Here is a 17,348-nt window from a genome sequence, read left to right on the forward strand (position 1 = left end):
CTGGCAGCTGGTCCTTAATGGCAAAACGGCGACTGAACAAACAGCAGCAATTCCGAATCAAGAAAATCCAGGAAGAACGAGCCGCCCGCGCCGCCCGGAAGGAAAAAGCCGTTATGGAACAGGCCGAAGCCGGGGAACTGGGCCCGGAACAGGAAGGCCTGGTCATTGCTCACTATGGCCAGCAACTGGATGTGGAGGCCCTGGAAGGAGAACGCTCGGGTGAGGTAGTGCGCTGTTTCGTCCGGGCCAACATCGACAGCCTGGTCACCGGCGACAAGGTAGTGTGGCGTCCCGGCAAGAACGAAACCGGCGTCATCGTCGCCCGCTGTGACCGCCAGAACCTGCTGCAACGCCCGGATAATTTCGGCGCCCTGAAACCGGTGGCGGCCAACATTGATCACATCATTCTGGTCATTGCGTCGGAGCCGGAACCCCACGACAACCTGATCGACCGGTACCTGGTGGCGTCGGAAATCACCGATATTCCGGCCGTCATCCTGTTGAACAAAACCGACCTGATCACTGACCGGAACCGGGACCAGATCAACGCCCTGCTGGATCGTTACGAATCGCTGGGCTACGAGGTTGTCCGCACCTCCGCTGCGGAATCCGGCGATCGGCCTTCGCCGGAAGTTGAGGCCCTGGTTAAGAACCAGACCAGCGTCTTCGTCGGCCAGTCAGGTGTCGGAAAATCGTCAATCATCCAGACGTTGATTCCGGATGAGGCCATCCGGGTTGGCGCCGTTTCAGAAAGCACGGGCAAAGGCGTACACACCACCACAACCGCCAAACTCTTCCACCTACCCATTGGCGGTGACTTGATCGACTCTCCGGGCATTCGGGAATTCGGCCTCTGGCACATGACGCCACAGGAGATTGAATACGGCTTTCGGGAGATACGGGAAGAGATCGGCCACTGCAAATTCCGCAATTGCCGGCACATGGGTGACCCCGGCTGCGCCATCGACGCCGCGGCAGACAAAGGGCGCATCAGCCCGGAACGCCTGAAGAGTTTCCACCGCATCCTGCAGGACATGAGCGAACAGCAGGCGCGCGGCCTAAAGCTGGACTGAACGCCGCGCGGCCAGGATTACCAGGTCAGCTCGCCCGGCGCTGGCTCGGGTTTGTCGTCCTGCCAGTTGCCGCTCTCCAGCTTCTCCATGGCTTCCTGCTGCTCGGCTTCTGAAGGCTTGGTCAGATCAATGAGCGGCTCACCATTGAGGCCGGCACTGTCCTGGATTCCCTTGATCGTCTTCTTATTCAGCACAATGATGGAAATCCGGCGGTTGATCGGTGCTTGCGGATCTTCCTTGTCAAACAGCACCGAGTCGCTCAGCCCCACGACCCGGGCAATCTGCTGCGGCCGGACACCGCCGGCTACCAGGGCCCGCCGGGCCGTGTTGGCGCGATCGGCTGACAACTCCCAGTTGGTGTAGCCCGGCCGTCCACTGAACGGCGTCGCATCGGTGTGCCCTGTCAGGCTGAGCTTGTTATCCACCGAACCCAGGGTTTTGGCGAGCTCGAACAGAATGTCCTGCGAATAATACTTGAGTTCTGCGCGACCGCTGTCGAACATCGGGCGGCCCGAGCGGTCGACGATCTGAATGCGCAAGCCCTCGTCCGTGATATCGATCAGCAACTGATCCTTGAACTCCTGCAGCGTTTCGTTCTGTTCAATCCGCTCCTTGAGTTCCTGGAACAACTCCTCCATACGGCGTTGTTCAAGGGTTTCGGACAGTTCGTCCACCACGTCGTCTTCGATCTGGATCTGGCTGGATTCAATATCGGGACTGGCCTCGGTAACCACCGACGCGCTGCCCTCCAGGTCAATGGGATTGGGCGAACCGCCTTCGGTAAAACCGACGGGGTCGCGGAAATAACCCTCCACCGCGCGTTTCTGCTCGGGCGTGGCCGTCGCCGTCAACCAGAGCACCAGGAAAAACGCCATCATGGCGGTCGCGAAGTCGGCAAAGGCCACCTTCCACGAGCCCCCATGGTGGCCGCCAGCAACCACCTTCTTGCGTTTGATGATGATCGGTTGTTCTTCCACGCATCAGCTCCAGGTCAGAGTTGGACAGAGATTACTTGGAGCGAACGTGATCGTTCAGTTCCTGGAAGCCGGGCCGCTTGTCGGTGGGCAATGCCTTACGACCGAATTCAATCGCCATTTGCGGCGCCTGCCCTGACACCGTCGCGACTATGGCAGACTTGGTGCATTCATAGGCTTTCAGCTCGTACTTGGCGGTGTGTTCCATGGCGGCAGAAAGAGGGCCTACAAAGCCATACCCCATGAAAATACCGAGGAAGGTACCGACCAGCGCCGCCGCGACACTGATGCCGATACGCTCCGGCCCATCGGAAAGGAAGTTCATGGTAATCACAATACCCAGTACCGCTGCGACGATGCCCAGGCCCGGAAGGGCATCCGCAATCTTGTGAACCGCGTGCGATGGCTCCGCCAGTTCGTGCTCGCGGCTGTCGATCTCATTCTCCATCATGCCTTCCAGTTCGTGGGTTGCCATGTTGCCGGAACTGATGATGCGCAGGTAATCCGTGATAAAGGCAAGCAGCTCTTTCGATTTCATGATCGCCGGGTAACGACTGAAAATCTGGCTGGACTCGGGGTTATCAATATCCTCTTCGATGGCCATGACACCCTGCTTTCGGGATTTGTCAAAGATCTCGTACAGCAGGCTGAGCAAATCCACATAGAAGGACTTATTAAACGGTGACCCCGTTAACTGCCGCAGCGCACCGCGGAATACTTCCTTGACCGTGTGCAATGGATTGGCAATCACGAACGATCCGATTGCAGCACCGAAAATAATCAGAACCTCTGTCGGTTGCCAGAGGACCATCAGGTTGCCACCGTGCAGCGTGTATCCACCGAGCACACTCGCAACGACAACCACCGCTCCAATAATAAGTAACATGGGAAGAATGTACGCCTTGGTTTTTGGTTATCGACGAACGCCAAGCGCGTCCGCATTGTTATGAGCCCCGATCATAGCAAGGCTCTGCAACCACCGCTAAGCCATGAAACAATTTCTATACAAGGACCAGTCTTTGGTAAACTTCGCGCCTTTGAGCGCTAAGGGTTCCTATTCAATGTTTAACAAGCTGTTTGTTCTGAGCCAGTACGTTGTACCGCAACTGGCGGTTTCACGCCTCGCCGGCCGGCTCGCGGAAAACGACCGCACACCCGCGCTCAAGAATCGCGTGATCAAGTGGTTTATCGGCCGCTATGGGGTAAACATGAGCGAAGCCGCAGAACCGGATTACACATCCTACCCCAGCTTCAACGCCTTCTTCACCCGGGCCCTGAAACCGGGCATTCGCCCGCTTGCCGAGGGCGAAAAAACCCTGGTCAGCCCGGTCGACGGTGCCATCAGCCAACTCGGACAGATCAGTGGTGACCGGGTTTTTCAGGCCAAGGGACAAACCTTCAGCCTGACGGAACTGTTGGGCGGCGATCAACAGCGGGCCGAGCCCTTCGAAGAGGGCGAATTCTCGACGATCTACCTGTCACCAAAGGATTATCACCGCATCCACATGCCGGTGGCTGGCACCCTTCGGGAAATGGTCTACATTCCCGGCAAACTGTTCTCAGTGAATCCGGTGACGGCAGAGAATGTCCCAAACCTGTTCGCGCGAAACGAACGGGTCGCCTGCATCTTTGACACCGACGCCGGCCCCATGGCCATGGTACTCGTCGGCGCCATGATCGTCGGCAGTGTCGAGACCGTGTGGTCGGGCGTCGTGGCCCCCGGCAGCGGACTGATCACCAGCACACGCTACGAAGGCGAGGAGGCCAGGACCTTTGCCAAAGGCGAGGAAATGGGCCGGTTCCGACTGGGTTCCACGGTTGTGATGATTATGCCCAAGGGTTCCGTGAGCTGGAACGATCACCTTGATGCGGGCAAGACCGTACAAATGGGCCAAGCCTTCGGCACCCTGGCCTGAGCGTTAGGCCCGTTCGAAGGGAAAGGCGAGGACCTCGGAAATATCCTCGGCGCCCAGTTTCAGCATCAGTAGCCGGTCGAGCCCGAGGGCAACGCCGGCACAATCCGGCAGACCAGCGGCCATTGCGGCCAGAAACGCCTCGTCCACCGTCATCTCCGGCTTTCCGGATCGCCTGCGAAGCCGGTTATCGGCCTCGAACCGTTGACGCTGCTCGTTGGCATCGGCCAGCTCCCAGTAGCCATTACAGAGCTCCAGGCCGTCAATATAGAGCTCAAAACGGTGAGCCATATCGTGACCATCCACTCGCGACACCCTGGCAAGCGCCGCCTGTGAGGCTGGGTAGCCGGTAATGAACTCTGGATGGCCCCGCCCGAGATTCGGCTCTACGGCAAAACTCATCACCAAATCCAGACAACCGTCGCGCCCCAGGCCTGCAAGCTGCTCCGGCTCGAGCCACTGCTCGCAGATACGCGCCAGATCATGATCACTGATTTCGAAGGGATCAAAGTTGGCCCAGGCTTTAACGGCGTCACGGTAAGACCGTTGACGGGGACGCGGACAGTCGAGCCAGCCGCAGACCAGGTCCGACACTTCGGCCATCAGCTCGATGTCATCAAATCCAACGCGGTACCATTCGAGCAACGAAAATTCGGGATTATGGCGCCGACCCCGTTCGCCGTTCCGGAACACCTTTGACACCTGATAGATCGGTCCCGAGCCAGCCGCGAGAAGCCGCTTCATGTGGTATTCGGGGGAGGTCTGAAGCCAGCCGCCACGTTGGCCCACGGCCGAAACGTCTGCCGAGACGCCATCCAGATTCAGGTCAGTTACACCATGCCGGGCCAACACCGGTGTCTCGACCTCCATGACCTTTCGCGAAGCAAAAAAGCCGCGCACAAACGCCAACTGTTGTGCACGGCTTTCCAATGCTGCCTGGGAGGCAGAAGGCTGCCAGACAGGAGTTTCGGTCATACCGGGGGTTAGCTGCTTTTCACGCGGCTGACGTATTCGCCAGACCGGGTATCCACCTTGAGCACCTCACCGATGGTGATGAACAGTGGCACGTTAACAACGGCGCCGGTAGAAAGTGTCGCGGGCTTGGAGCCGCCCTGTGCCGTGTCGCCCTTCATACCCGGGTCGGTATCCACCACTTCCAGCTCAACAAAGTTGGGCGGGGTTACGGTCAACGGGGCTCCGTTGTACAGGGTAACCGTGTACACGTCCTGTTCCTTCAGCCACTTGACGGTATCACCCACCGCCTTGGCATCGGCCGGATACTGCTCGAACGAGCCATCCGTCAGCATGAAGTGCCAGAACTCGCCGTCGGTGTACAGGTACTCCATGTCCTGATCAATGACGTCAGCGGCTTCGAGGCTCTCGCCGGATTTGAAGGTGCGTTCCCAGACCCGGTTGGTCATGAGATTCCGCAGTTTTACCCGGTTGAAGGCCTGGCCTTTCCCCGGTTTGACGAATTCATTGTCGAGCATGATACAGGGGTCGCCATCCAGCAAAACCTTAAGACCGCTGCGGAATTCGTTGGTAGAATATGAAGCCATGAAATGTTCACCTGACAGAATGCAGTTTAAAAATCAAAGGTCGCTATGATACAGCGAACCCCCACCCGTATAGAAGCCCACCTTGCCGATGGCGACCGAAGCTGGCAGCAACTGCTTTCGGAATCGATCACCTCGCCCGAGGCCCTTCTTGAACGCTTGGCGTTATCGCCCGAACAATGGCTGGAAGGCGCTCGGGCCGGACATAAACTATTTCCCGTGCGGGTCCCGGAGCCTTTCCTCAACCGGATGCGTAAGGCCGACCCGCACGACCCCTTGCTTAGACAGGTGCTGCCACTGCATCAGGAAAGCCAGACCGTTCCGGGGTTCCTGCGTGATCCGCTCGAAGAGGACGGTGCAATTCAGGCCACCGGACTGATCCGCAAGTACCGCAGCCGGGCGCTGCTCATGGTGACCGGACAGTGCGCCATCAATTGCCGTTATTGTTTCCGCCGCCACTTTCCCTATGAGGACCAGCGGCTGAGCCCGCGAGACCGGCAGCACGTGATCGACAGGCTGACGGCAAGTCCTGAGATCAATGAGGTGATCCTCAGCGGCGGGGATCCGCTTGCCGTCAATGATCGACTGCTGGCCCAATGGGCATCCGACCTGAGCGCCATCCCGCACATCCGGCGCCTGAGGCTTCACACCCGGCTGCCAGTCGTCATCCCCCAGCGCGTGTGCGACGCGCTGCTGGACTGGCTCAGTGCAACGCCGGTCCAAGTCGTCATGGTCCTGCACGTAAACCATCCCGCCGAGATCGACGACGAAACCCGGGAGGCGTTGGGCAAACTGCGGGCCGCCGGGGTTATGCTGTTAAACCAGAGTGTCATCCTGCGCGGGGTGAACGATGACGCCGATGTGCTCGAGGCGCTCAGTGAAACCCTGTTTGACGCCGGCGTACTGCCTTATTACCTGCACGCTTTTGACCCGGTTGAAGGGGCCCACCATTACGATGTAACCGATGATGAGGCGCGGGGCCTGGTTCGAGCACTACTGAACCGTTTGCCCGGCTTTCTGGTCCCAAAACTGGTGCGGGAAGTCCCTGGAAGAGAGGGCAAGTCCCCTATCAACCTGTTCCCGTGACACGTTTCTCAAAACCTGGCCTAACTTCACATGTCAAAGATTGTGAACTCGTGATTTGTTCGCTTTTTGTAACTGGCTTGCTATTTTAGAGTCCGGTAATGTTCGAACAATAATAGTATTTGCGGTGTTTTCCTTGATAGGCCGGCAGTACGAATACCCTACTGCCGTGCTGTACTGGGCTAACCCGGGATACCAACCGTGACCCTGAAAAGTGGCGTGAATTCATGGAAGGCATGATCCTGAAACCAGATCTTCGAGTCCCTGAACAAAAGACAGCCAGCCTGTCGTTCTGTGATACCACGCCCAAAGCGTTTCGGGGATGGGTAAGCCAGTTGCCAATGGCCAACATCGGCGAGGTCTCCCGCCAGCTCTATCATGCCATCATTGAGCTCAACCACCTGTTTATCGCACCGCAGCAACGGATCCAGTTTCTGGAACTGATTCGCGAAAAAATCCATTTTGTCTGCAACGAACTGTCCCGTCATTACCTGGGCATGGCTGTGGCCCTGCCCGAAAAACAGCGCAAAATTGCCAACCTGTCCCAGGCGCTTCAGCTGCACCTGGCCTCCGGTTACAAACTCTGCGTGCTGGAATTCCTCGACAACGGCGGGGTAGACCGCAACCGCAAGCAGGTTGCCACCGCCGCGCACCGCGCGATTTCCGAACTCGCTGCCACCATCGTCCGCTCCCATCAGCTCTACTGCCCCAGTCCGGCCCAGAGCTGGCTCGAGTGCCATCGGTTGTTCCGGTTTGCCCACCGCAACAAGCTGGCTTCGATGGACGTTGAGGACGACACCCTGCTGCATCGACGCTCCAGCTCCGTGGCTGATGCCTACAAGCGCATTCTTTTACTGGGGTGTGCCCGCCCCAACCAGCTGCGCCAGTCAGAACTTCTGCAGGTGTACGAGCTGTGCGAGGTGTGGAGCGATCATACCCGCTGCGGCCCCGATATCGGCGAGGACAGCCTGTTCGTGTGCAACATGGAGCGCGACAATCCGCCAATCTATCGAAGCCTGCTTGATCACCAGCCCGGGGAAGAGAGTTTCGGCTTTGATACCCGAGAACTGTCTTCCATGGTAATGGACGCCCTGCACGTCCGACGCAACCAGGGCAAAGGCCCCGGTTACCAGATCAAGGGCGACAGTAACCTGAACGTGCCAGCCAAAGTCAGCGATACCCTGCTGACCCATCTGAGCCAGGCCCTGGGCATTCTGGCCAAGCGCAATTTCAACCGCATTGCCAGCCAGGGCCACCTGGAAGTGTGCGTTGGCCTGTCCGCGGCACACTATTTTATTGCCGGCGAGAAAACCTTCACCGAGTTTGTGAGTGGGAACGATAACGGCCAACACGATGAAGAAAACCTGTTCGTGCGCAATGCCCGCAAGAACCAGGACGCCTGGGCTGGTGCGCATGACGCCGGGCCAAGCGACGACGGCCTGCATTCCTCCGATGCGCCCATCACCTTCCGGGGCAGCCACGGCACCGCATCGACCCAGTTTGCGGAGAAAAATCGGCCGAAATCCCACCATGCCCTGCTCATCAACACCAGCCCCGGCGGCTACTGCGTCGCCTGGGACAGCAATGTGCCCGCGTCGCTGCAGGCGGGCGAGATTCTGGGTGTGCGTGAGCAAACGTCTCACCCCTGGAGCGTGGCGGTGGTTCGCTGGATTCGCCAGATCAAAAACCAGGGTACGCAGGTCGGCATTGAACTCCTGGCCCCAAGCGCCGCGCCTTGCGGCGTGAGACTGATCCAGAAGGTGGGCAACAGTAGCGAATACCTTCGGGGCCTGCTCCTGCCCGAAATCAGCGTGGTCAACCAGTCGGCAACCCTGATTACTCCGCGCCTTCCCTTCCAGCCCGGCAGCCGTATCTCGCTCCTGCATGACGGGCGCGAAGACCAGGGACAGCTGTCAAAAAAGGTGTCGTCCACCGGCAGCATCAGCCAGTTCGAACTGAAACTTCAGAACGCCGCTGCACTGAATCCGAGCACGCCGGCGCCCTCGTCCGGCGCCAGTGAGGATGAGTTCGACTCGCTCTGGCCGTCTCTGTAACCGTTGGTAGCGAAACCCCGAGGCCTGAGGGTTGTTATTGGAGGCTATCCACTGCATCATTCAGCATACATGACCGACCGGCCCACGGATGCAGACAATCCTCAACTCATGTGCAGGATGTAAATGCTTACTGACGACTATAAAATCGGGTCGGCTCAGCCAAACGTGTTTCACGAGACGCCTTACGAATGCAGAAAAAGAACGCGACCGTACACCTACTGATCCTTGATCCCGACCAGAACGATGCCGAATCCCTGGTCAGCCTCCTGAGAAACTCCGGCAAGGCCACCCGAGCCCACCGCATCACGTCAGAGGAAGACCTCGAAGAGACCCTCAAAGCCGGCAACTGGGACCTGTTGCTGGCTCGGGACCTGGAGCAGGAGTTCACTGCGGACGACGCCCTGGCCATGATCCGCCGGATGGACAAGGACATTCCGTTCATTCTGCTCACGGAGGAAGCGAACCGTGAGCGCACGGTGGCAATGATGAAAGCGGGTGCCCAGGACACCGTCCCGTTCGCGTATACGGACCAATTGGTCCTGACCGTCAATCGTGAGCTGGCCGCACTTGACGAGCGTCGGCGTCGCCGGGTCCTGGAATCCCACCTGCGGGAAGCCGAACAGCGCTGTCAGCTCCTGCTGGAAAGCTCCAAGGATGCGATCGCCTACATCAATGATGGCATGCACATCTATGCCAACCAGTCCTACATGGAATTCCTGGGCTACGACGACATTGACGAACTGATCTGCATCCCGGTCCTGGACACCCTGACGCCGGATAGCCAGGACAAGTACAAGGAGTTCATGAAGTCTTTCGTCGAAAAGGGCGAAGACGGCATGACCCTGAACTGCACAGCCCGGCGCAGTGACGATCACGAACTGAACGTCACCATGTCGGTATCCGCCGCCACCTACGACGGTGAGGCGTGCACCCAGATTGTCATGCAGCCGGAACACAGCGACGCTGAACTGGAGGAGAAGCTTCGCCAGATCAGCAGCCAGGACCTCTTGACCGGGCTGTACAACCGTCAGCACCTGATGGACGCCCTGGCGGAGAACATCGCCAAGGCCGGCAAGAATAACGAGACTGGCGCCCTCGCCTACATCGCCCTCGACAACTTCATGAGCCTGAAAGGCCAGGTGGGCATTGCCGGTGCCGACCTGTTGCTGGGGGATCTGGCGAACCTGCTGAAAGAACAGGCTGGCGACGACGTCGTTCTGGCCCGTCTCAGCGATGACGCTTTCTGCATCATGGGCCAGCCCTGCGACGACAAGAGCATGGCCGAACGCAGCGAGGGTATTCGCAAGGCCGTAGAAGATCACCTGTTCGACATCAACGGCCGCACGATCCAGTTCACCGTCAGCATTGGTGTTGCGGCCATTACCGAGAACTCGCCCAAGGCGGAAGAACTGATGGCACGGGCGCATACGGCGTCGTCTGACGTTCGCAAGCAGGACGGCCATGAGCAGGGCAACGGCGTTCTGGTGTACAACCCCGCGGATTACGAAGCGCTGGATGAGAGCAACTCCGTAGAGGCGATTCAGAAGGCACTGGAAGACAACCGCTTCAAACTGCTGTTCCAGCCGATCATCAACCTCCGTGGTGAGGGTGAAGAGCACTACGAAGCGTTCGTCCGCATGCTCGACAAGGACAACGAGGAGGTTTCGCCCTACGACTTCCTGCCGCCGATGGGTCCTTCCGACACGGCCATCAAGATCGACCGCTGGGTGATCCTGCAAACCATCAAACACCTGGCCGGCCACCGTTCGAAAGGACACGATACGCGGCTGTTCCTGAACCTGACGGCAGAGACTCTGCAGGACAAGACCTTTACGCCTTGGCTCAGCGTCGCCCTCAAGGCCGCGCGCCTGCCCGGCGACTCGCTCATCTTCCAGATCCGCGAAGGGGACGCCAACAACTACCTGAAGCAGGCCAAGGAATTCACCAAGGCCATTCACGAGCTGCACTGCAAGCTGTCCATTTCCCAGTTTGGGTGCGCGCTCAACCCATTCAATACCCTGAAACACATCGATCCGGACTACGTGAAGATCGATGGCTCGTTCACCGAAGAAATCCAGAAGAACGACGAAGCCAAAGAGCAGGTCAAGGAGATGGTGAAGACGCTGCAGAGCAGCGGAAAGCTGACGATCATTCCCTTGGTCGAGAACGCTGGCGTTCTGGCCACGCTCTGGCAGGCCGGGGTGAACTACATCCAGGGTTACTACCTGCAGGCGCCGGTTCCGGAGATGAATTACGACTTCGGCGACCAGTGACCCCCAGCACGTGAGGCGAAAAAAAGACCGGCCCCTTCGAGGAGCCGGTCTTTTTTTGTCCGACGATCGGGATCGTCCTAGAAACCTGCCCGCTCCAACCCCTGATTGGTCTCACTCTCCCGGAAACCGATCAGGTACAGAATCGCATCCAGCCCCAACGTCGAAATCGAGTGGCGCGCGGATTCCTTGACCAGCGGCTTGGCGCGGAACGCCACACCCAGCCCAGCCTGGCTCAACATTGGCAGATCGTTGGCCCCGTCCCCCACGGCGATCACCTGCTCACGGGAAATGTGTTCCTTCTCGGCAATCTCCAGCAACAATTCAGCCTTCCGGTTGCCGTCGACAATCTGTCCGGCGACACGGCCGGTAACCTTGCCGTTTTCGATCTCCAGCTCGTTCGCATAGACATAATCGATGCCCAGCTTGTTCTGGAGGTGGCGGGCAAAATAGGTGAAACCACCGGACAGGATCGCAGTACGGTAGCCCAGCGCCTTCAGGCTCTTGATCAGATGCTCGGCACCCTCGGTCATCCGGAGTCGGGCGGCAATGCCTTCAAGCACGGACTCGTCCAGCCCCTTCAACAACGCCAGACGCTCGGCAAAACTCTGGCTGAAGTCGAGCTCCCCCTGCATGGCGCGCTCGGTAATCCCGGCCACCTGCTCGCCGACACCGGCTTCAAGAGCCAGCTCATCGATGACCTCGGCGTCGATCAGGGTGGAATCCATATCGAAGACCACCAGCCGCCGGTTACGGCGGAATATGGAGTCTTCCTGGAAGGCAATGTCCACGTTCATCTCGCCGGCGATGTGCAGGAAATCCGCCCGAAGCGTTTCAAGATCGGATGGCGTGCCACGCACCGAGAACTCCACGCAGGCAATCCGGTTTTCCGATGGGTTCAACGACGGACGGGCCGACAGACGGGAAATGTTGTCGATGTTGAGTCCATGCCTGGCGGTGATCGCCGACACCCTCGCAATCTGCTCTGCCTTGATGTCGCGGGACAGCAGTGTGACGATGTAACAGGCCCGGTTGCGCCCTTCCGCCCAGGACTGATATTCCTCCACCGAGATCGGCGCAAACCGCACCTGCAGATCAAGCGCGTGGAGCCGGAACAGCAGATCGCGGATCACCGGTGACGACTTGGATTCGTCCGGGATCTCAATCAGGATGCCCCAGGTCAGGTGATCGTGAATCACCGCCTGGCCGATATCGAGGATACGAACCGCGTACTGGCCCATGATCCCGGTAATCTCCGAGGTGAGCCCGGGCTTGTCCCGACCGGAAACGTTAATCAGTACCAGTTCACTCACTCTCGGCGCTCTCCTCTTCTTCCGTTCTTGCCGCGGAAGCAATCACGTCAATGGCATCCACCCGCTGGAGCCCGCGAGGCAGCTTGTGGCCACGCCGGCCACGCTCACCCAGATAATGCTCTAGGTCGCTGAACTGCAAGCCCATCTTGCGCTTCCCGGCCCGGATTTCCAGCTGATCGTCCTCGGCGAATACCGCCACCGCTACCACGAACTCTTCCCGGTTTTGAACCCGGGCCGACGGAATACTGATGATCTTGTTGCCCTTACCCTTCGCCAGTTCCGGTAACTCACTGAGTGGGAAGACCAGCATCCTGCCCTCGTTGGAAATGGCACCGAGGTACAGTGTTTTATCCGTTTGCGGAACCGTAATGGGCGGCATGATGCGGGCGCCCTTTGGCACGCTGACCACCGCCTTGCCATTCCGGTTCTTGCTGATCATGTCGTTCAGGGACGTGACAAAGCCATACCCGCCGTCGGTCACCAGCAGGGTTTTACGGGCAGGATCTCCCATCAAAAGGCCGGAAAAAGTCGCACCGGACGGCGGGTTAATCCGGCCGGTCAGCGGTTCCCCCTGGCCTCGGGCCGACGGCAGACTGTGCGCCATCAGTGAGTACGCCCGACCGGTGGAATCCAGGAAGATGGCCTGCTGGTTGTTGCGTCCTCTTGCCGCGAGGGCGTAGCGGTCCCCGGATTTGTAGCTCAGGCCTTCCGGCTCGATATCGTGGCCCTTCGCGGCGCGAACCCAGCCTTTTTCCGACAGCACCACGGTGACCGGGTCATTGGAGACCAGGTCAACCTCACTGAACGCCCGGGCCTCTTCGCGCTCAACGATCGGTGAGCGGCGGTCGTCACCAAAGGTTTCAGCGTCCGCCTGCAACTCCGCCTTGATCAGTTCCCGGAGGCGATCTTCGGAGCCGAGGATGGACTGCAGCTCATCGCGCTCGGCAGCCAGCTCATCCTGCTCACCCCGGATTTTCATTTCCTCGAGTTTCGCCAGGTGGCGCAGCTTCAGTTCGAGGATGGCTTCGGCCTGATCGGCCGAGAGCCCGAACCGTGACATCAGCTCCGCCTTGGGCTTGTCCTCGGTGCGGATAATCTCGATCACCTCATCAATATTGAGGTAGGCAATCAGCAAGCCTTCGAGGATGTGCAGGCGCGCCAGAACCTTGTCGAGACGATGCTGGAGGCGTCGGGTCACCGTGGTCCGGCGGAAGGCCAGCCACTCGGTCAGAATCTCGCGCAGACCTTTGACCCCGGGCCGGCCATCGTTGCCGATCACGTTGATATTCACCCGGTAGGTTTTCTCAAGGTCGGTGCTGGCGAACATGTGCGCCATCAGGCCTTCGAGGTCCACCCGGTTGGAACGGGGAACAATCACCAGGCGCGTGGGGTTTTCATGGTCCGACTCGTCTCGCAGGTCGGCCACCATGGGTAGCTTCTTCGCCTGCATCTGCTGGGCAATCTGCTCGAGCACCCGGGCACCGGACACCTGGTGCGGCAGATCGGTAATGACAATCTCGCCGTTCTCGCGAATCCAGCGTGCCCGCATCCGCAGCGAGCCCCGACCGGTTTCGTACATCTGGCGGATGTCCTTGCGCGGCGTAATGATCTCGGCGTACGTGGGGAAATCCGGGCCCTTGATGTGCTCACACAGCTCATCCACCGAGGCATCCGGGCTATCCAGCAACCGGATACAGGCGGCGGTCACCTCACGCACGTTGTGAGGTGGAATGTCCGTGGCCATACCGACCGCAATACCGGTGGTGCCGTTAAGCAGAACATGGGGCAGGCGCGCCGGCAGGACTGAGGGCTCATCCATGGTGCCGTCAAAGTTAGGTGCCCAGTCGACGGTTCCCTGACCCAGCTCGCTGAGAAGTACCTCCGCAAACGGTGCCAACCGTGACTCGGTGTATCGCATCGCGGCAAAGGACTTGGGGTCGTCGGGCGATCCCCAGTTCCCCTGCCCATCCACCAGTGGATAACGGTAGGAAAACGGCTGGGCCATCAGCACCATGGCTTCGTAACAGGCGCTGTCGCCATGAGGATGGAACTTACCCAGAACATCACCGACGGTACGCGCGGATTTCTTGTACTTGGACGTGGACTTCAAGCCCAGTTCGGACATGGCGTATACAATGCGCCGCTGAACCGGCTTCAACCCGTCTCCCACATTGGGCAGGGCCCGATCAAGGATGACGTACATGGAATAGTCGAGATAGGCCTTTTCCGTGTAGTCCCTGAGTGAAACCCGCTCAAAGCCTTCATCCGTAGTCTGAAACTCTGGCATGGATGCCTCTTTTGCCTGTATTACCTGTTGTGAATGACGCCGACGATGCTACCCGTTGCGTCCGAATTAATCACGGACCTCAGCGCGAGGCCACATTATATGGACGCCGGCACGGATACACCAATTTCCAATAGCGGAATTCCCGAATGGAGACTCTGTAATGCTAGCCGTATGCTCGCCTTCACTGAATAGAAGACCGTTTAACTCTCCAAACAAGCGGAACACTATGAAACCCAACCTCAAGGCCTGCGGGCAAGCCATGGTCACTGCCATGGTGAATGCGGTACTGGCAGTTGCGCTGATGCTCCTCGTGGAGTTTGCAATCAGCGGCACATTCCAGATTCCCGAGCCCTACCTTTGGGCGGGAGTGCTCATTTGGCTGGTCATTTTTGCCGGCCAGTTCTGGCGACAGCGTCATCTTTGCAAGTCGGGTCAATCGACCAGCAAAACGACTGACCCCACTCACCGGGCGACCTGATCTCGCCCGGTTTCCTTTTCTGACACAGAAAACCCAATCGGTCACGACGACTTTCCCGCATCCACTGCTATTCTTCTGGTTAACATAACCTCGCTTCCTGGACCGGTTCCGTCGCAGGGTGCGGCGGGAGGGTACTGGAATGCGCTGGCGAAGTGGCAGACGTAGCGACAACATCGACGATCGACGCGGGCAATCCCAGCGTTATTCCTCAGCCGGTACGGGTGGCATCCTGCTACTGAGGCTCCTGCCCCTCCTATTCCGAAGCAAGATTGGCCGCGCGATCCTCATCGCAGGGGTTGCCGTGGTGCTGGGCGGGAAGTTCCTCGGCATTGACCTGCTGCCCACGCTGACGGGAGGCGCCACCGTCGCCCAGGCACCCCGTGACTTTTCTCAGGCTGAGCAGGAACTTGCCGATTTCACATCGGTGGTCCTCGCGGACACCGAAGATACCTGGCAAACCATATTCAACGGCCTTGGCGGCACTTACCGGGAACCAACGCTGGTTCTTTTCTCCGACCAGGTGCAATCGGCGTGCGGCTTCGCCAGTGCCGCAGTCGGACCGTTTTACTGCCCGGGTGACCAGAAGGTCTACCTGGATCTGTCGTTCTTCGAGGATCTGGCCCGGCGATTTGGAGCGCCCGGGGATTTTGCCCAGGCGTATGTGATTGCCCATGAGGTGGGACACCATGTGCAAACGCTGCTGGGGATCAGCCAGGAAGTTCGGGAGGCAGGTCGAGGACGTTCCCGGGAAGAGGTGAATGCGCTTTCGGTCCGCCAGGAACTGCAGGCCGACTGTTTTTCCGGGGTCTGGGGGCACATTGCCCATCGGGATCGCCAAATCCTGGAGCCCGGCGATCTTGAGGAAGCCCTGATGGCCGCGTCAGCGATCGGGGACGATCGGCTCCAGCGCCGGTCCGGCGGTCAGGTGGTGCCCGACAGCTTTACCCACGGCACGTCGGAACAACGAGTACGCTGGTTCCGAAGGGGCTTCGAGAGCGGAGACATTGAAGCCTGCAACACGTTCGCTGCCGACTCGCCTTGAATCAGGGGGCTCCGGACACGGCGGGCCCGGACCCTCCTGACAGGCACCGTGCGTTCTTACTGACGGACACCCTCGACAGAAATAATGATGTCGACGGTTTCAGAGGCCTTGCCCAGATCCATGGGAATGCCGAAGTCCTTCAGTCGAAGCTCGGTCTCGGCTTCAAAGCCCATACGATATCCACCCCACGGATCGTCTCCGTGGCCGATCAACTCGGCCTCAAGGGTGACTTCCCTGGTCACGCCACGGAGCGTCAGGTCACCGATGATGTCCGCTTCGCCCTCGTCATCAACCACAACGCGCTTGCTCTTGAAGGTCGCTTCCGGGTACTCATCAACAAACAGGAAGTCCTCGCTACGCAGGTGCTTGTCCCGCTCGGCGTGGTTGGAATCAACGCTGGAGGTGTCGATGGTGACCGAGACAGAGCTGTTCTCCGGGTTTTCGGCGTCGTAAACGAACTGGCCGTCAAAATCGTTGAATCGTCCATACAGCCAGCTGTAACCCAGGTGTGAAATCTTGAAGGTAACGAACTGGTGCGCACCCTCCTTATCAAACGCGTAGGTGCCGCTGTGCTCATTAGCGTGCACGCCACCAATCAGTGCCACGGACATCGCGGATGCGAGCAGAACTTTCTTCATCGGTATCTCCCTTTCTCAGTTCAGACCCCAAGGGCCGTTTGTTAACGTTTAAACGCCGCCAGGCCTACTGACCAAGCATACGCTGGAGGGTTCGGTCACGATCAATCAGGTGATGTTTGAGGGCAGCTCCCGCGTGAAGCGCGGCAAGCACGACAATCGCCCAGGTCGACCAGTAGTGAACCGCCCCTGCCGTGTCTTCAAGCCCCTTGATCTGCCCGGTTGCCGAGGGCACGTCGAACCACCCGAACACACTGATGGAAGACCCATCAGCGGTGGAAATCAGGTAGCCACTGACCATGGCCACAAACAGCAAAAGGTACAGCAGCAGGTGAACGGCTTGCGCGCTGGCAACCTCCCAGCGAGAGTGATTCGGCAACGGTCCCGGTCCGGAATTGAGCGTGCGCCAGACCATACGGGCGAGCATGAGCCCGAATAACAGGATACCGACGGCCCGGTGAATATCAGGTCCGCGCTTGTACCAGTCGTGGTAGTAGGACAGGTCCACCATCCAGTAACCGAGCGCAAACAGGCCGATGACTGCAAAAGCAACAAGCCAGTGGATCGAGATGGCAACAGCGCCATATCGGTCGGAGGAATTTCTGATCTGCATCGTTGGTTCGAACCCTTCCCTGCCTGATCACGTTGGCCGCATTCTACGAGCGGCTAA

Annotated in this window: 15 protein-coding genes; 7 read left to right on the top strand and 8 right to left on the bottom strand. The window is 59.1% G+C overall.

Translation table 11 applies throughout. The annotated features are described in order from the left end of the window. The first annotated feature begins 17 nt into the window (after positions 1–17). Positions 18–1,073 carry a small ribosomal subunit biogenesis GTPase RsgA gene (gene rsgA, locus KXD86_RS05535; protein WP_218635056.1) on the top strand — a complete coding sequence of 352 codons (1,056 nt, stop codon included), beginning with the start codon at positions 18–20 and terminating at the stop codon, positions 1,071–1,073. 17 nt (positions 1,074–1,090) lie between these two features. Here the strand turns inward: rsgA and motB are convergent, their stop codons facing one another. Next, positions 1,091–2,050 carry a flagellar motor protein MotB gene (gene motB / locus KXD86_RS05540; protein WP_218635057.1) on the bottom strand — a complete coding sequence of 320 codons (960 nt, stop codon included), beginning with the start codon at positions 2,048–2,050 and terminating at the stop codon, positions 1,091–1,093. 31 nt (positions 2,051–2,081) lie between these two features. Then, a complete protein-coding gene (motA, locus tag KXD86_RS05545; RefSeq protein ID WP_218635058.1) occupies positions 2,082–2,933 on the bottom strand; it encodes a flagellar motor stator protein MotA in 852 nt (283 codons plus the stop codon). A gap of 175 nt (positions 2,934–3,108) precedes the next feature. Between motA and asd the strand changes: the two genes are divergently transcribed. Further along, positions 3,109–3,963 carry an archaetidylserine decarboxylase gene (asd, locus tag KXD86_RS05550; RefSeq protein WP_218635059.1) on the top strand — a complete coding sequence of 285 codons (855 nt, stop codon included), beginning with the start codon at positions 3,109–3,111 and terminating at the stop codon, positions 3,961–3,963. Between the two features lie 3 nt (positions 3,964–3,966). Here the strand turns inward: asd and epmA are convergent, their stop codons facing one another. Next, positions 3,967–4,935 carry an EF-P lysine aminoacylase EpmA gene (gene epmA / locus KXD86_RS05555; RefSeq protein WP_218635060.1) on the bottom strand — a complete coding sequence of 323 codons (969 nt, stop codon included), beginning with the start codon at positions 4,933–4,935 and terminating at the stop codon, positions 3,967–3,969. An 8-nt stretch (positions 4,936–4,943) separates the two neighbouring features. Continuing rightward, positions 4,944–5,519 (bottom strand): elongation factor P, encoded by a 576-nt coding sequence (gene efp / locus KXD86_RS05560; RefSeq protein ID WP_218635061.1) that lies wholly within the window; start codon positions 5,517–5,519, stop codon positions 4,944–4,946. A gap of 45 nt (positions 5,520–5,564) precedes the next feature. Between efp and epmB the strand changes: the two genes are divergently transcribed. From epmB to KXD86_RS05575, 3 genes are all read left to right on the top strand, one after another. Beyond that, positions 5,565–6,602, top strand: a complete 1,038-nt coding sequence (epmB, locus tag KXD86_RS05565) for an EF-P beta-lysylation protein EpmB (protein ID WP_218635062.1) — start codon at positions 5,565–5,567, stop codon at positions 6,600–6,602. A 224-nt stretch (positions 6,603–6,826) separates the two neighbouring features. Then, positions 6,827–8,653 (top strand): cyclic-di-GMP receptor FimW-related protein, encoded by a 1,827-nt coding sequence (locus KXD86_RS05570; protein ID WP_218635063.1) that lies wholly within the window; start codon positions 6,827–6,829, stop codon positions 8,651–8,653. A gap of 188 nt (positions 8,654–8,841) precedes the next feature. Beyond that, entirely contained in the window at positions 8,842–10,926 is a 2,085-nt protein-coding gene (locus tag KXD86_RS05575; RefSeq protein ID WP_218635064.1) for an EAL domain-containing response regulator, read from the top strand. 77 nt (positions 10,927–11,003) lie between these two features. Here KXD86_RS05575 and serB read toward each other — a convergent pair whose 3' ends face one another. After that, complete coding sequence (gene serB / locus KXD86_RS05580; protein WP_218635065.1) at positions 11,004–12,236, bottom strand: phosphoserine phosphatase SerB; 1,233 nt, start codon at positions 12,234–12,236, stop codon at positions 11,004–11,006. Further along, on the bottom strand, positions 12,229–14,523 hold the full coding sequence (gene parC, locus KXD86_RS05585) for a DNA topoisomerase IV subunit A (protein WP_218635066.1): 2,295 nt from the start codon (positions 14,521–14,523) through the stop codon (positions 12,229–12,231). The genes serB and parC overlap by 8 nt, the downstream gene beginning before the upstream one ends. A 226-nt stretch (positions 14,524–14,749) precedes the next feature. Between parC and KXD86_RS05590 the strand changes: the two genes are divergently transcribed. Together KXD86_RS05590 and ypfJ are read left to right on the top strand one after the other, a co-directional pair. Then, positions 14,750–15,001, top strand: coding sequence for a hypothetical protein (locus KXD86_RS05590; protein WP_218635067.1), 252 nt, complete (start codon positions 14,750–14,752; stop codon positions 14,999–15,001). Between the two features lie 139 nt (positions 15,002–15,140). Continuing rightward, positions 15,141–16,043: a KPN_02809 family neutral zinc metallopeptidase gene (gene ypfJ / locus KXD86_RS05595; RefSeq protein WP_218635068.1), complete on the top strand. Its 903-nt coding sequence runs from the start codon at positions 15,141–15,143 to the stop codon at positions 16,041–16,043. Positions 16,044–16,099: 56 nt separating this feature from the next. Here the strand turns inward: ypfJ and KXD86_RS05600 are convergent, their stop codons facing one another. Both KXD86_RS05600 and KXD86_RS05605 read right to left on the bottom strand, forming a co-directional pair. After that, complete coding sequence (locus tag KXD86_RS05600; protein WP_218635069.1) at positions 16,100–16,681, bottom strand: YceI family protein; 582 nt, start codon at positions 16,679–16,681, stop codon at positions 16,100–16,102. 64 nt (positions 16,682–16,745) lie between these two features. After that, positions 16,746–17,291, bottom strand: a complete 546-nt coding sequence (locus tag KXD86_RS05605; protein ID WP_218635070.1) for a cytochrome b — start codon at positions 17,289–17,291, stop codon at positions 16,746–16,748. Positions 17,292–17,348 lie beyond the last annotated feature (57 nt).

This window comes from Marinobacter arenosus (genome assembly GCF_019264345.1).
Taxonomy (GTDB): Bacteria; Pseudomonadota; Gammaproteobacteria; order Pseudomonadales; family Oleiphilaceae; genus Marinobacter; species Marinobacter arenosus.